This is a genomic window from Burkholderia sp. 28_3, assembly GCF_003253915.1.
Classification (GTDB): Bacteria; Pseudomonadota; Gammaproteobacteria; order Burkholderiales; family Burkholderiaceae; genus Burkholderia; species Burkholderia cenocepacia.
In genome coordinates, this window is record NZ_QKZF01000021.1 from 1 (window position 1) to 15222 (window position 15222).

12 protein-coding genes and 1 pseudogene are annotated in these 15222 nt (G+C 69.2%); 6 read left to right on the forward strand and 7 right to left on the reverse strand.

The features are described from left to right. Positions 1–174 (reverse strand): annotated as a pseudogene (locus DFS13_RS31005) (phosphonoacetaldehyde dehydrogenase); the annotation flags it as partial. Positions 175–219: 45 nt separating this feature from the next. Next, positions 220–558: a GNAT family N-acetyltransferase gene (locus tag DFS13_RS31010; protein ID WP_006491133.1), complete on the reverse strand. Its 339-nt coding sequence runs from the start codon at positions 556–558 to the stop codon at positions 220–222. Between the two features lie 261 nt (positions 559–819). Between DFS13_RS31010 and DFS13_RS31015 the strand changes: the two genes are divergently transcribed. The 5 genes from DFS13_RS31015 (at position 820) to DFS13_RS31035 (ending at position 6810) form a co-directional block, all read left to right on the forward strand. Continuing rightward, positions 820–2346, forward strand: a complete 1527-nt coding sequence (locus DFS13_RS31015; protein WP_006491147.1) for a PLP-dependent aminotransferase family protein — start codon at positions 820–822, stop codon at positions 2344–2346. A gap of 160 nt (positions 2347–2506) precedes the next feature. Further along, the gene (locus DFS13_RS31020; protein WP_006491152.1) at positions 2507–2905 is read left to right on the forward strand and encodes a nuclear transport factor 2 family protein; all 399 of its coding nucleotides are present in this window, start codon (positions 2507–2509) and stop codon (positions 2903–2905) included. Between the two features lie 171 nt (positions 2906–3076). Continuing rightward, positions 3077–4894, forward strand: coding sequence for a sulfoacetaldehyde acetyltransferase (gene xsc / locus DFS13_RS31025; protein ID WP_034202510.1), 1818 nt, complete (start codon positions 3077–3079; stop codon positions 4892–4894). A gap of 117 nt (positions 4895–5011) precedes the next feature. Further along, positions 5012–6046, forward strand: coding sequence for a phosphate acetyltransferase (gene pta / locus DFS13_RS31030; protein WP_111442585.1), 1035 nt, complete (start codon positions 5012–5014; stop codon positions 6044–6046). Further along, positions 6043–6810, forward strand: coding sequence for a sulfite exporter TauE/SafE family protein (locus DFS13_RS31035; protein WP_006491153.1), 768 nt, complete (start codon positions 6043–6045; stop codon positions 6808–6810). Before pta ends, DFS13_RS31035 begins: the two co-directional genes overlap by 4 nt. A 12-nt stretch (positions 6811–6822) precedes the next feature. Here DFS13_RS31035 and DFS13_RS31040 read toward each other — a convergent pair whose 3' ends face one another. Next, positions 6823–8544: a cobalt chelatase gene (locus DFS13_RS31040; RefSeq protein WP_111442535.1), complete on the reverse strand. Its 1722-nt coding sequence runs from the start codon at positions 8542–8544 to the stop codon at positions 6823–6825. Continuing rightward, positions 8541–9530: an AAA family ATPase gene (locus tag DFS13_RS31045; RefSeq protein WP_006491513.1), complete on the reverse strand. Its 990-nt coding sequence runs from the start codon at positions 9528–9530 to the stop codon at positions 8541–8543. Before DFS13_RS31045 ends, DFS13_RS31040 begins: the two co-directional genes overlap by 4 nt. Positions 9531–9715: 185 nt before the next feature. On the opposite strand from DFS13_RS31045, the gene DFS13_RS31050 reads away from it, so the two are divergent. Next, the gene (locus DFS13_RS31050) at positions 9716–10468 is read left to right on the forward strand and encodes an IclR family transcriptional regulator (protein ID WP_034202512.1); all 753 of its coding nucleotides are present in this window, start codon (positions 9716–9718) and stop codon (positions 10466–10468) included. Positions 10469–10494: 26 nt separating this feature from the next. On the opposite strand, the gene DFS13_RS31055 is transcribed toward DFS13_RS31050, so the two are convergent. The 3 genes from DFS13_RS31055 to DFS13_RS31065 are packed head-to-tail and all read right to left on the reverse strand — an operon-like array spanning position 10495 to position 15176. Then, positions 10495–11442, reverse strand: a complete 948-nt coding sequence (locus DFS13_RS31055; RefSeq protein WP_111442536.1) for a DmsC/YnfH family molybdoenzyme membrane anchor subunit — start codon at positions 11440–11442, stop codon at positions 10495–10497. 37 nt (positions 11443–11479) lie between these two features. Next, positions 11480–12223, reverse strand: coding sequence for a 4Fe-4S dicluster domain-containing protein (locus DFS13_RS31060; protein WP_006495178.1), 744 nt, complete (start codon positions 12221–12223; stop codon positions 11480–11482). Positions 12224–12239: 16 nt separating this feature from the next. Next, complete coding sequence (locus DFS13_RS31065; RefSeq protein ID WP_111442537.1) at positions 12240–15176, reverse strand: molybdopterin oxidoreductase family protein; 2937 nt, start codon at positions 15174–15176, stop codon at positions 12240–12242. Positions 15177–15222: the final 46 nt, after the last annotated feature.

The following is a 15222-nucleotide window of genomic DNA, read 5'->3' on the forward strand; positions in this document are numbered from 1 at the left end:
CGCGAAGGCACGGCGCACGTCGTCGAGCGTCGCCTTCGGCACGGTGCCGACCAGCGCGCCGTCGTACGGGTTGCGCACGTCGATCACCGCGTCGCACCACACGCGCTGCCCGTCGATGCGCAACGCTTCGTGACGCACGTCGGATGCGGGAATCGGCTTCAAAACCGTGCTCATGTCGTCTCCGTTCTCGTGAGGCGTGGTCGTGGCCACGCTGTCGGGCTAGCGCACCACCACCAGCCCTTCGTATTCGAGGCAGCGGCACAGCGTCGCCCACGCCGGCGAATCGGGCCATTCGCGCGCCGCGGTGTCGATGCGGATCGGCCGGCCGAATTCGCGCGACGCGCACGCCAGCAGCGTGTGCGCGATGCCGCTGCGTCGGTAGGCCGGTTCGACGTACAGACGAGCGAGCGACGGCGAGCACACCGCGCCGTCGTCGGCGTCGATGCCGAGTTCGCCGATCGCCTCGTCGTCGCGATACGCGACCGCCGTCGCGCGCGCGTCGTCGAACACGATGCGGATCACGCGTGCGCAACGATCCCTGAACACGACGACGTGCATGCCGCCCCTCCGGTGAAGATGCCGGCGCGCGACGCGCGCACGCCTCCCTGCGCCCGCGTACCGGGGAGTTATCCGGATCGTGCGGGCGCGACGAGTTGAGTATCGTCTTGCCACGTCAACGCGCAGTAGTGCCAGACGCCACATTTCATTGAGTCCACATCCGCGGCGCGACGCGCGTATTCTCGCCACACCGCGCCCTCGCGGGCCTGCGCATCCGCCGCGCGCCGCCTCGCGTGTCCCGTACCGATCACAGGAGGAAGCATGCCGAGTCGTACCCCGACCGCCTTATGGGCCCAGCAGTTCCGGCGGTCGTCGGCGTCGAGCCTGCAGGACCAGATCCGGCGCATGCTGGTGGCCGCGATCCTCGACGGCCAGCTCGCGCCCGATGCGGCGCTGCCGTCGAGCCGCGAGCTCGCCGACCAGCTCGGCGTCGCGCGCAACACCGTCGTGCTCGCGTACCAGATGCTCGTCGAAGAGGGCTACCTGATCTCGCGCGAACGCAGCGGGCACTTCGTGAACCCGAAGATGCTCGAAGGCGTGCCCGGCTTCGCGGCCGCCAGGCCCGCCGCGCAAACGGAGGCCGGCGACGACACGCCGGGCCGCCCCGCATGGGACAAACGCATCGCGCATCCGCCGTCGAGGCAGCGCAACATCGTGAAGCCCGCGAACTGGCAGCACTACGAATATCCGTTCATCTACGGGCAATTCGACCAGTCGCTGTTTCCGACCAACGACTGGCGCGAATGCTGCCTGAAGGCGCTGTCGGTGATGGAGATCCGCAACTGGGCGCCCGACCTGATCGAGCGCGACGACGAATCGCTGATCCAGCAGATCCGCACGCGCGTGCTGCCGCGGCGCGGCGTGTTCGCGATGCCCGACGAGATCGTCGTCACGAACGGCTGCCAGCAGGCGCTGTACCTGATCGCGGACCTGCTGTGCGGCAAGCACACGACGGTCGGCTTCGAGAATCCCGGCTATCCGGACGCACGCAACATCTTCGAGAACCGCAACGCGCGGCTGCTGCCGCTGCCCGTCGACGGGCACGGGATCGCGCCCGACTCGCTCGGCAATACGCTGTCGCGCTGCGACTACGTGTACGTGACGCCGAGCCATCAATGCCCGACCACCGCGACGATGCCGGTCGAGCGCCGCCGCGCGCTGCTCGATTGCGCGCAGCAGCACGATTTCGTGATCATCGAGGACGACTACGAGAGCGAGAACACGTTCTCCGGCACGCCGCATCCGGCGCTGAAGAGCCTCGATACGGCCGACCGCGTGATCTACGTCGGCAGCCTGTCGAAGACGTTCGCGCCGGGCCTGCGGCTCGGCTACGTGGTCGGGCCGCGCGAGCTGATCCGCGAGCTGCGCGCGCTGCGGCGGCTGATGGTGCGCCATCCGGTCGCGTATATCCAGCGGGCGTTCGCGACCTTTCTTGCGCTCGGCCATCACGACGCGTTGCTGCGCCGGCTCGCGCATGCGTACAGCGAGCGCTCGCAGGCGCTGATGGCCGCGCTCGATGCGCATCTGCCGGAAGCGCGCCATGTGCCCGTGACGGGCGGCGCGTCGTGCTGGGTCGAGGGGCCGCCGTGGCTCGACGCGGCGCGTCTCGCGGCGGACGCGCAGGAGGCCGGGATCCTGATCGAGCCCGGCGGCGTGTTCTTCATGAACGACGACAGCAATGCGCGGCGCTGCTTCCGGATGGGCTTTTCCGCGATTCCGCTGGAACGGATCGAGCCGGGCGTGCGGGCGCTCGCGCGGTGCGTGCGGGCGCAGAAGCCCGACGCCTGAACGCGGCATCGCGTCAGCCGGTCACGCTCGTCCCTGGCCCAACCGAATCCCCTGAACTGGCGCTACCGCCAAAAACGAGCGCTCACTAACGTGTCGATACCGCGTGCCGCATGCGCATCAGCGCCTCGCGCACCGTCCATCATTCGACAGGAGACACGTTATGTCCGACACGCTTACCGCCCCCGTCACGGCCGCCACGCTCGCGGCTTTTTCCGACGCCTTCAACCGGCATGACGCCCACGCGCTGATGGGCTTCATGACCGAGGACTGCGTGTTCGACGCGGCCGGCGGCCCCGACATTCACGGCACGCGCTTCGTCGGCCGCGACGCGGTGCGCGCCGCGTTCGAAGCCGTGTTCAAGACCTTCCCCGATGCGCACTGGGGCCACGGCCGCCACTACGTGGCCGGCGAACGCGGCGTATCCGAATGGGTGTTCACCGGCACGCACGCGGAAGGCTGGCGCATCGAAGCCGAAGGCTGCGACCTGTTCGAGTTCCGCGACGGGCTGATCGCCGTCAAGCGCGCGTTCCGCAAGGAACGGCCGAAGCAGCCGGCCTGAGCGCGCCGCTCGCGCGCTTTCGGCCGTCCCGCCCCGGGCGCTCATTTTGAAACGAATCATTTCATTTCATTCCACATTCCCCGCCAGCGGGCGGAATGACTTGACCGGCTTTTCCCAGCCAATAGCATCTGGAACAAGACGTTCCGTTAATTGAACAATCGGAGACAACCCATGAGCGAACAATCCACTTCCCTGCGTGCATCGACCAGCGGCCCGCAGGACATGACGCCATCCGAAGCCTTCGTCGAAACCCTCGCGGCCAACGGCGTGACCGACATGTTCGGCATCATGGGCTCCGCGTTCATGGACGCGATGGACATCTTCGCGCCGGCCGGCATCCGCCTGATCCCGGTCGTGCACGAACAGGGCGCCGGCCACATGGCCGACGGCTATGCACGCGTGTCGGGCCGCCACGGCGTAGTGATCGGCCAGAACGGCCCCGGCATCAGCAACTGCGTGACCGCGATCGCGGCCGCGTACTGGGCGCACAGCCCGGTCGTGATCGTCACGCCGGAGGCCGGCACGATGGGCATCGGCCTCGGCGGCTTCCAGGAAGCGAACCAGTTGCCGATGTTCCAGGAATTCACGAAATACCAGGGCCACGTCACGCACCCGGCGCGGATGGCCGAATTCACCGCGCGCTGCTTCGATCGCGCCCAGGCCGAGATGGGCCCGACGCAGCTGAACATTCCGCGCGACTACTTCTACGGCAAGGTCAAGGTCGAGATTCCGCAACCGCGCCGGCTCGATCGCGGCCCCGGCGGCGAACAGAGCCTGAACGACGCGGCCGATCTGATCGCGCAGGCGAAATTCCCGGTGATCATCTCGGGCGGCGGCGTCGTGATGGCCGACGCGATCGAGGAATGCAAGGCGCTCGCCGAACGGCTCGGTGCGCCGGTCGTCAACAGCTACCTGCACAACGACTCGTTCCCGGCGAACCATCCGCTGTGGTGCGGCCCGCTCGGCTACCAGGGCTCGAAGGCCGCGATGAAGCTGCTGTCGCGCGCGGACGTCGTGATCGCGCTCGGTTCGCGCCTCGGGCCGTTCGGCACGCTGCCGCAGCACGGGATGGACTACTGGCCGAAGGACGCGAAGATCATCCAGATCGACGCCGACCACAAGATGCTCGGCCTCGTGAAGAAGATCTCGGTCGGCATCTGCGGCGACGCGAAGGCGGCGGCCGTCGCGCTCACGCAGCGCCTCGACGGCCGCACGCTCGCATGCGACGGCTCGCGCGGCGAGCGCGCCGACCAGATCGCGACCGAGAAGGCCGCGTGGGAAAAGGAACTCGACGACTGGACGCACGAGCGTGACGCCTACAGCCTCGACATGATCGAGGAACAGAAGAACGAAAAAACCTTCAACGGCGGGCGCTACCTGCATCCGCGCCAGGTGCTGCGCGAACTCGAAAAGGCGATGCCCGAGGACGTGATGGTGTCGACCGACATCGGCAACATCAACTCGGTCGCGAACAGCTACCTGCGCTTCAACAAGCCGCGCAGCTTCTTCGCGGCGATGAGCTGGGGCAACTGCGGCTACGCGTTCCCGACGATCATCGGTGCGAAGGTCGCCGCGCCGCACCGCCCGGCCGTGTCGTATGCGGGCGACGGCGCGTGGGGCATGAGCCTGATGGAAACGATGACCTGCGTGCGTCACAACATCCCGGTCACGGCCGTGGTGTTCCACAACCGTCAATGGGGCGCGGAGAAGAAGAACCAGGTCGACTTCTACAACCGCCGCTTCGTCGCGGGCGAACTCGACAACCAGAGTTTCGCGGCGATCGCCCGTGCGATGGGCGCCGAAGGGATCACGGTCGACCGTCTGGAGGATGTCGGGCCGGCACTCAAGCGCGCGATCGACATGCAGATGAACGAAGGCAAGACGACGATCATCGAGATCATGTGCACGCGCGAACTCGGCGATCCGTTCCGCCGCGACGCGCTGTCGAAGCCGGTTCGCCTGCTCGACAAGTACAAGGACTACGTGTGATGCCGCGTCGCTGACGCACCCGCGTCCGGCCGTGCCCTCCCCGCACGGCCGGAACCCGGCCGGACGCCGTGCCCCGTGCGGGCCGCCGCATCCGGCCTTTTTTACTTCGAATTCCCGATGAAAGCCCTCGACCGCATTCTCGAATCCGCGCGCCGCCAGCCGATGCGCATCGCGCTGTGCGAAGCCGACGACCCGCGCGTGCTGCAAGCCGCCGCGCGCGCGACACGCGACGGCATCGCCCACATCGTGCTCGTCGGCGACCGTGCGGCCATCCACGCGGCGGCCGCGCGCGACGCGCTCGACCTCGACGGCATAACGCTCGTCGATCCGGCCACCGCCCCGCAACGCGACGCGTATGCCGACGCGCTGCACGCGTTGCGCAAAGCCAAGGGCATGACGGCCGACGCCGCGCGCGACGCGGTGCTCGACCCGCTCTGCCATGCGAACCTGATGGTGCGGCTCGGCGACGCGGACGGCTCGGTCGCGGGCGCCGTGCATGCGACGGCCGACGTGGTGCGCGCGGCGATCCAGCTGATCGGCGTCGATCCGGCGTTCCGGATCGTGTCGAGCTTCTTCCTGATGATGCTGTGCGAGCCGTTCCATACGATCAAGGGCGGGCTGATCTTCTCCGACTGCGCGCTCGTCGTCGATCCGGACGCCGGCCAGCTCGCCGAGATCGCGATGGCCGCCGCCGACAGCGCGCACGCGCTGCTCGGCGAAGCACCACGCGTCGCGATGCTGTCGTTCTCGACGAGCGGCAGCGCGCACCATGCGGCGGTCGACAAGGTGGCGGCCGCGACCGCGCGCGTGCGCGAACTGCGCCCGGCGCTCGCGATCGACGGCGACGTGCAGCTCGACGCGGCGATCGTCGCGGAAATCGCCGAGCGCAAGATCGCGCATTCGCAGGTCGGCGGCCACGCGAACGTGCTCGTGTTCCCGAGCCTCGAAGCCGGCAACATCGGTTACAAGCTCGCCGAGCGGATCGGCCGCGCAAAGGCCGTCGGCCCGCTGTTGCAGGGCTTGCGCCGGCCTGCGAACGACCTGTCGCGCGGCTGCGGCGCCGACGACGTGTATCACGTGATCGCGGCGACCACCGTGCAGGCGCAAGCGGCCATGCAACGGGCCGCGACCGGCGAGGTCGCACCCGCATGACGGCCGACAAACTGGCGATCCTGATCGCGGTGATCGGCGCCGGCAGCTATTTCCAGACCGTCACGGGTTTCGGCCTCGGGATGATCGTGATGGGCGTGACGAGCGGCTTCGGGCTCGCGCCGCTCGCCACGGTCGCGACGCTGATGAGCGTCGTGTCGCTCGCGAACGGCGCGACCGCGCTGCCGGGCCGGCTGCATCACATCGACTGGCGGGCGGTTGGCGCGGCGACGCTCGGCATCCTGCCGTCGGTCGTCGCCGGCGTGGTGCTGCTCGAATGCCTGAGCCGCTCGGCGGCCGACCTGCTGCAACTGATCCTCGGCGTGGTCGTGCTGTACGGCGGCCTGAGCGCGGCGCTGCGGCCGACGCCGCTGACGGAACGCTCGGACAACCGCAGCTTCTTCGTCAGCGGCATCTTCGGCGGGCTGCTGAGCGGGATGTTCGGCGTGTCGGGGCCGCCGTTGATCTTCCAGTTCTACCGGCAGCCGCTGACGCTCGTGCAGATCCGCTGCGCGCTGATCGTGCTGTTCACGACCACGTCGGCCACGCGCGTACTGTACAGCGCGTGCGAAGGCCAGCTCGATCGCGACATCTGGCTGCTGGCCGCGCTCGCGACGCCGGTCGTGATGCTGACGACGGTCGCCGGCCGGCACTACCCGCCGCCGCTGTCGCCGGTCGCGCTGCGCCGGCTCGCGTTCGGCGTGCTGATGGCGATCGGCGTCGGGCTGATCGCGACGTCGCTGCCGCCGCTGCTGCATCGCGGCTGATTCCTTCCGGTTTCACCGTCGCGCGCCGATCCAGCCGGCGATTTCGACGAGCCGCTTCATGTCCGGGGGTGATACGAGATCGATCGCGAGCCGGTGCCGGTAGTACGGGCCGAGATCGAGCCCGACGCCGAGCCCGAGCACTTCGACGCGGCCGGCCCCTTCCTGGCGGGCGACCACCTGCTTCAGATGGTTGTCGAGGTAGAACGGATCGTTCGCCAATGCGGTGGCGCCGTCCATCGGGCTGCCGTCCGAGATCACGACGAGGATCTTTCTCGCTTCCGGCCGCGCCGCGAGCCGCGCGCACGCCCAGTCGACCGCTTCCCCGTCGATCCCTTCGCGAAACAGGTCGGCCTTGAACAGCGCGGCAATGCCGGCGCGCGCGTGCCGCCAGCGCGTGTCGGCATCCTTGAACACCAGGTGGCCGGTTTCGTTGAGGCGCCCCGGATCGCGCGGCTTGCCGCGCGCGAGCCAGTCCTGGCGCGCGCGGCCGCCGTTCCACGCAAGCGTCGTGAAACCCAGCACTTCGGTCGCGAGGCCCGCGGCGTCGCCCGCACGCGCCAGCGTGTCGACCATCAGCGCGACGCCGTCGATCCACGCCTTCATCGACCCCGAGCAGTCGATCAGGAATGCGAGCGCGCAGTCGGCATGCGGCCGCACGCGTTCGAGCCGGAACAGCCGCCGCTCGGCCGGCGAGCTGACGAGTTGCGCGAGCCGGCGGCCGTCGAGACGGCCGTGTTCCTCGCCGAACGACCAGCCGTCGGCCTGCGGCACGACGAGCGCCGCGCGCAGCACGCGCGCGAGCCGCGTGACGTTGATCCGCTGCGCGGCGACCTGCGCGTCGAGCCGGTCGCGATACTCGCGCAGCAACGCCGCGCGGATCTGCGCGGCCGGCTTGAATTCGCGGTCGTAGCGCGTCGTGTACGCCCGATACGTGGCGCCGCCGCCGTGCAGCACGACGCTGTCGCCGGTCTCCACGAGCGCCGGCAGGTCGATGCCCGTGTCGTCGAAATCGACCCACAGCGAGAAATTCGTCAGCGCGTCGTCCTGCTCGCGCGCGTCTTCCGTCTGCGTTTCGACGACGGCCGCGCGCGCGTCGCGGATCATCGACGCAATGCGCCGCGCCAGCGCCAACGCGTGGCCGGCGAACGCGCGCTGGTCGTGCCGGCAGCGACGCAGCCCAGCGAGCGCCACGCCGATTTCCGGCACGATCGCCGCGCGCGGCGCTTCGATCAGGTCTTCCGTTTCCTCGAGCACGGGCCAGCCGGTCAGCCGCGACCACGCGATCTGCGCGACCGTGTAGACCAGGATTCCGACATGCGTATCGGCCTGCCCCGACCGGTGAAACGCGCGCGACCAGGTTTCGAAACGATGGCGCAGGTTCAGCAGGACGCCGCGCATGGCGGCCGGCGCGAGCGATTCGCAGCGCAGTTGCTCGAGCATCTCGAACAGCACACGTTCGACCGGATCGTCGCCGGACAGCGCACGATGCAGGTCGGCATCGGAGTGCAGGATGCGCAACGCCGCGCCGTCGGCCGCGCCGCGCCACGACGCGAGATCGTCGTCGGCGGCCTGCGCGCGCAGGTGCGGTGCATGGATCGGCAGCGGCCGCAGGTCGCGGCACACGCGGCCCGCACGGTAATGCAGCGCCGCATCGCGCGTCAGCGCCCGCACGGTCGACGCGCCCAGCGCTTCGCGCGCGGCGGCGCGGCGCGCCGCGTCGCGATCGGCGCTCACCGTCCCGCTCCCGGCTCGCCGCCGCCGGCGCGCGACGCGACCGCCAGTTCCTCGCCGAAGCAGCGCTGGTAATACTCGGCGACGACCGGCCGCTCCGCGTCGTCGCACTTGTTCAGGAACGTCAGCCGGAACGCGAGCGCCGGATCGCGGAAGATCTGGCAGTTCTCGGCCCAGTTGATCACCGTGCGCGGCGACATCAGCGTCGACAGATCGCCGGTCGCGAAACCGTTGCGCGTCAGCTCGGCCAGGCTCACCATCGATTCGAGCAGCGGGCGGCCGGCTTCGTCCGCGAGTGCCGGCACGCGTGCGCGCACGATGCCGATCTCCTCGTCGCGCGGCAGGTAGTCGAGCGTCGCGACCACGTTCCAGCGGTCCATCTGCGCGTGGTTGAGCATCTGCGTGCCGTGGTAGAGCCCGTTCAGGTTGCCGAGCCCGACCGTGTTCGCGGTCGCGAACAGCCGGAACGACGGATGCGGATGGATCACGCGATTCTGGTCGAGCAGCGTGAACTTGCCGTCGCGCTCCAGGATCCGCTGGATCACGAACATCACGTCGGGCCGCCCCGCATCGTATTCGTCGAAGATCAGCGCGACCGGACGCTGCAGCGCCCACGGCACGATCCCTTCCTGGAACTCGGTCACCTGCACGTCGTCGCGCACGACGATCGCGTCCTTGCCGACGAGGTCGAGCCGGCTGATGTGACCGTCGAGGTTCACGCGCACGCACGGCCAGTTCAGCCGCGCCGCGACCTGCTCGATATGGGTCGACTTGCCGGTGCCGTGCATCCCCTGCACGAGCACGCGGCGGTTGCGCGCGAAGCCCGCGAGAATCGCGAGCGTGACGTCCGGGTTGAAGCGGTACGCGTCGTCGATATCGGGCACGTGATCGTCGCGCGCGCCGAACGCGGGCACCATCAGGTCCGAGTCGAAACCGAACCGTTCGCGGACCGACACCATGCAGTCCGGCTTGTTCGTTACCCCATCCATCGCGTGGCGCTCCTGTCGTTGCCTGTTGCGCAGGCGTCGATGGCGCCTGCGTCGATCCTGTTGACGGAACGATGCGTTCCGCTGCCGAAAATGCGGGCCGGGTTGCCGGCCCCCGCCGCCCCGTGCGGCCGGCCTGCCGGACCGTTCGGTACAATGGCCGCAGTCCAGTTTCCGGAACGCCCGACATGCTGCCCGCGGATACGCCCACGCTGCGCGCCTTCGCGCTGCTCGAACATCTCGTCCAGGCCGGCGACGCCGTGTCGCTCGCCGATCTCGCGCGCGACGTCGATATCCCGAAGGCCTCGCTGCACCGGATGCTCGCGTCGCTCGAAGCCGGCGGGCTCGTGATCCGCGAGCCGGGCCGCAAGAACGCGTATGCGGTCGGCCCGCGCCTCGCGCGGCTCGGCACCGGCGTGATGCTGCACGCGGGCACGCGCCGGCTGCGCCATGCGATCCTCGAACGGCTCGTCGCCGACCTCGCCGAGACCTGCAACCTGACCGCCCTGCACGACACGGACGTCGTCTATCTCGACCGCGTGGAAGCCGACTGGCCGCTGCGGCTCGACCTGAAACCCGGCTCGCGCGTGCCCGCTTACTGCAGCGCCAGCGGCAAGCTGCTGCTCGCACTGCTGCCGCGCGACGAACGCGCGGCGCTGGTGCGCACGATGGCGCTGCCGCGCCATACGCCGAACACGATCTCCGACCCGGAATTGCTCGAAGCCGAACTCGACCGCACCGCGCACAAGGGCATCGCGATCGACAACGAGGAATTCGTCGCGGGGATCGTCTGCATCGCGGCGCCGGTGCTCGACGACGACGGCGCGTGCATCGCCGCGGTCGCCGTCCATGCGCCGGTGTCGCGCGCGCCGCTGTCGCGGCTGCTCGACCACGTGCCGCGGCTGCAGGAAGCGGCCCGCGCGCTCGCGAAGACCTTCTAGTGCCGCGCGGCGGCGCGCCGGCCGCGTCATGACGCGCGCTGGTAGTAGAGGTTCTGCGGATGCCGCGCGTCCGCGAAGAAGAACCAGCGTTCCGCCACCAGCCCCGCGTACTGGATCACGAACGCCGCGCCGAGCGCGACGGCCGCCGCGATCGACGTCGGCGCGAGCGCGCCGGCGCCGGTCAGCACGAACGGCACCGCGAATGCGCCGATCAGGAAGCCGGCCTTCACCGCGCGCAGCGTGCCGTTGCCCTGCCCGTGAAAGAACTCCTTCGTGTTGAACGCGCTGGCCGTGAAGCCGCGCGACTTCTGTTCGACCTTCGCGTGACGAATCCCCGTCGCGCTCTGCACGGTCGACTTCGGCCGCAGCCGTGCATTGCGTGCGAGCAACGCGAGCCGCGCCACGCCGCCCGCGAACGTCAGCACGCAGGCGGCCGCCGCGAGCCGGCCGACCAGCGCCGGCGCGAGCCACGCGGCGCAGGCCGTCGCGAGCGTGCAGCCCGATGCGCAGCCGAGCAGCACGAAGTTCACGAGCGTCAGCGGGCTCGCCCATTCCTGCAGGAAGCGCAGGCACGCGTAGATCATCGCCGTGCAGACGAACAGCGCGACGCTCGCGAGCGCGCCCGCCGCACCGATCAGCAGCGTGCCGGGCCACGCGAACAGATGCGCCGCGCCATACGCGAACGCGCAGGCGAGAAACACCGGCAGCGCGATGCACTCGCGCGACAGCCACGACGTACGCCACATCGCGATCGCGCGCCACGCGCGCTCCGGGTGGCCGAGATGAAAGAACGACGCGAACAGGCCGAGCACGCCGAGTGCGACCGACAGCGCGGCCCCGGTCACGTAGAACGGGGCGGCGACGTCAACGCCGGCCAGCCGCGCCAGCGCCTCGACGATCACGAGCGTCAGCAGCAGGCCCTGTGCGGCGCCGCACAGCGTGGTGAGAAAAACGACCGAAAAGGCTGGGCGCATGGAAACTCCGTCTGTGTCTGAATGAAATGCGCGTCGCTCAGCGCGGGGTCGCCAGCGACACGAGATCGATGTCGCCGCGCGCCGCGCGGGCCTCGAACGAATCGTCGTCGCGCCCGTTCGATGCGCTGCCGCACCCGCCGCTGCTGCCGCATCCGCACGATGCTTCGGTCTTCACGCGCGGCAGGTAATGGTTCGACGGCCGCGTGCCCCACTCGGGCATCAGCGCATAGCCGCCGCGGTCGCGGATCGCGCGCGACACGTCCGATTCCGGGTCGTGCACGTCGCCGAACAGCCGTGCCGACGTCGGGCACGCGAGCACGCAGGCCGGCTTGCGATCGCGCTCGGGCAGCGCTTCGTTGTCGATGCGGTCCGCGCACAGCGTGCACTTCGTCATCTCCTTGCGGCCTTCGTCGAGTTCGCGCGCGCCGTACGGACATGCCCACGCGCAGTACTTGCAGCCGATGCACTTGTCGTAGTCGACCAGCACGATGCCGTCCGACTTGCGCTTGAAGCTCGCGCCGGTCGGACAAACGGGCACGCACGGCGGGTCCTCGCAGTGCAGGCACGACTTCGGGAAGTGGATCGTGTCCGTCATCGGGAACACGCCGGCCTCGTAGGTCTGCACGCGGTTGAAGAACGTGCCGGACGGATCGTCGTCGTACGGACGCAGATCGGCAAGGCTGCCGGCTTCGCCGGACGTGTTCCATTCCTTGCAGCTCGTCACGCAGGCATGGCAGCCGACGCACACGTTCAGGTCGATGACGAGGGCCATCTGGGTCATGGTTGCGCTCCTTCGCTTAGCGATCGTCGGACTTCGGGCCCGCCGGCGCCGCGCGCCGCAGCCGCGCGGCGAATGCGCCGGTTCCCGCGAAATACGCCTGCACGCGTTGCAGCACGCGCGGCGTGCCCGGCAGCGCCGGCATCGGCGCGAACTGCGGCAGCGTGGTCGCCGCATCCGCTTCGGCCGGGTAGATCCGCACCTGCACGTCGTACCAGCCGGCCTGCCCGGTCACCGGATCGGAATTCGACAGCCGCGCACCGCCGCGGGCCGCGTCGGGCAACTCGTCGGTGATCACGTGATTGAGCAGGAAGCCGCGCTGCGATTCGCCCGCGTGGGGGCCGAGGTTCCACGCGCCGGCCGCCTTGCCGATCGCGTTCCAGGTCCACACGGTGCCGGGCTCGACCGCCTCGCTGTAGCGCGCGCGGCAGCGCACCTTGCCCCACGGCGATTCGACGTAGATCCATGCGCCGTCGTCGATCTGCTGCGCGGCGGCCGTCACCGGGTTCACGAACAGGTGGTTCTCGCCGTGGATCTGCCGCAGCCACGCGTTCTGCGAATCCCACGAGTGGTACATCGCCATCGGCCGCTGCGTGATCGCCGCGAGCGGATAGCGGTTCGCATCGGTCAGCCCGCTTTCGAGCGACGGATGCCAGAACGGCAACGGGTCGAAGTAACGCGCGATGCGTTCGCGCAGATGATCCGGCGGCTGGCGGCCCGACGTGCGGCCCTGCGCGGCGAGCCGGAATTTCTGCATCACGTCCGAGTAGAGCTGGATCACGATCGGCACGCCGAACTTGCGCATCCCGTTGTCGACCGCCCACTGCATGTATGGCCCGTTGCAGTTGCGCATGTATTGCAGCGATTCCGGCAACCGGTAGTGGTACACGCAGTCGTTCTCCGCATAGCGTTTCCACTGGTCGGGGTTCGGCTCGCCGACGACGGCCTTCTCGCCGTCCTTGCCGCGCCAGCCGATCAGGAAGCCGGTGCCCGAATCCGGCGCGGTCTGGAAATTGACGACGAAATCCGGATAGTCGCGGTACTTGCGCTGCCCGTCCGGCGTCGTGAAGGCCGGAAACTTCAGCCGGCTCGCCAGCTCGATCAGCACTTCCTGGAACGGCTTGCACTCGCCTGTCGGCGGCACGACGGGCACGCGCACCGAATCGACCGGCCCGTCGAATTCGGAGATCGGCCGGTCGAGCACCGACATCACGTCGTGCCGTTCGAGGTAGGTCGTGTCGGGCAGGATCAGGTCGGCGAACGCGGTCATCTCCGATGCGAACGCATCGCATACGACCAGGAACGGAATCCGGTATTCGCCGTCGGCGCGCTTGTCGACCAGCATCTTGCGCACTTCCGTCGTATTCATCGACGAATTCCACGCCATGTTGGCCATGAAGATCAGCAGCGTATCGATCGGATAGGGATCGCCGCGCCATGCATTGGTGATCACCGAATGCATCAGCCCATGCACCGCGAGCGGGTATTCCCACGAGAACGCCTTGTCGAGCCGGGCGGGCGTGCCGTCCGGATGGACGAACAGGTCCTCGGGGCCGGCCGGCCAGCCGAGCGGGCCGGTCGCGAGCGGCGTGTTCGGCTTGATCTGGTCGGGATCGTTCGGCGGTTTCGCCGACGGCGGCACCGCGCGCGGATACGGCGCCTTGTGGCGAAAGCCGCCCGGCCGGTCGATCGTGCCGAGCAGCGACATCAGCACCGCGAGCGCACGGATCGTCTGGAAGCCGTTCGAATGCGCGGCCAGCCCGCGCATCGCGTGGAACGCGATCGGCACGCCCTTCACCGATTCGTGCGCCTGGCCCCACGAATCGGTCCAGCGCACCGGCAGCTCGATCGCCTGCTCGCGCGCGACCGTCTCCATCTCGCGGGCAAGGCGGCGGATCGTGTCGGCCGCGATGCCGGTGATGTCGGCCGCCCATTCGGGCGTGCAAGCGGCCACCTGTTCGCGCAGCAGCGTGAACGACGGCGCGACCGGCGTGCCGTCGTCGAGCGTATAGCGGCCGTCGAGCGCCGGCTCCGCGCCATCCGTGTGGTGCAGCACCGCGCGGTTCGTCTTCGTGTCCCACCACATCCGGTTCTGCGGATACAGCGGGTTGAGCTCCGGCGCGTCGGCGTCGCGCACGAACAGCCCGAACGTGTCGGCGCCGTCGCGCCGGTCGACCAGTTCCGCCGCGTTCGTGAAGCGCGACACGAATTCGTGGTCGAACGCATCGCGCGCGATCAACTCATGCATCAGCGCCATGAACAGCGCGCCGTCGGTGCCGGGGCGGATCGGAATCCATTCGTCGGCGATCGCCGCGTAACCGGTGCGCACCGGATTGATCGCGATGAAGCGGCCGCCCGCGCGCTTGAACTTGCCGAGCGCGATCTTCAGCGGATTCGAATGGTGATCCTCCGCGGTGCCGATCATGAAGAACAGCTTCGCGCGGTCGAGATCGGGGCCGCCGAACTCCCAGAACGAGCCGCCGATCGTGTAGATCATCCCGGCCGCCATGTTCGCGGAGCAGAACCCGCCGTGCGCCGCATAGTTCGGCGTACCGAACTGTTTCGCGAACAGGCCGGTGAGCGCCTGCATCTGGTCGCGGCCCGTGAACAGCGCGAAACGCTTCGGATCGGTCGCGCGCAGATGCGACAGGCGCTTTTCGAGCACGTCGAACGCGACCTCCCACGACACCGGCTCGAACTGCGCATCGCCGCGCTCCGCGCCCGGCTTGCGCATCAGCGGCTGCGTGAGCCGCGCGGGCGAGTACTGCTTCATGATCCCCGACGAACCTTTCGCGCAGATGACGCCCTGGTTCAGCGGATGGTGCGGATTGCCGTCGATATAGCGTACTTCGCCGTCGCGCAGGTGTACGCGGATGCCGCAGCGGCATGCGCACATGTAGCAGGTCGTCGTCTTGATCTCGGCCTGCTCGTCGCGCTCGCGTGCCCGATGTTCCATCGTCTGTCCTCGTTCGCGGATGACGGTGCGCGTCGCTGCCGCGCAC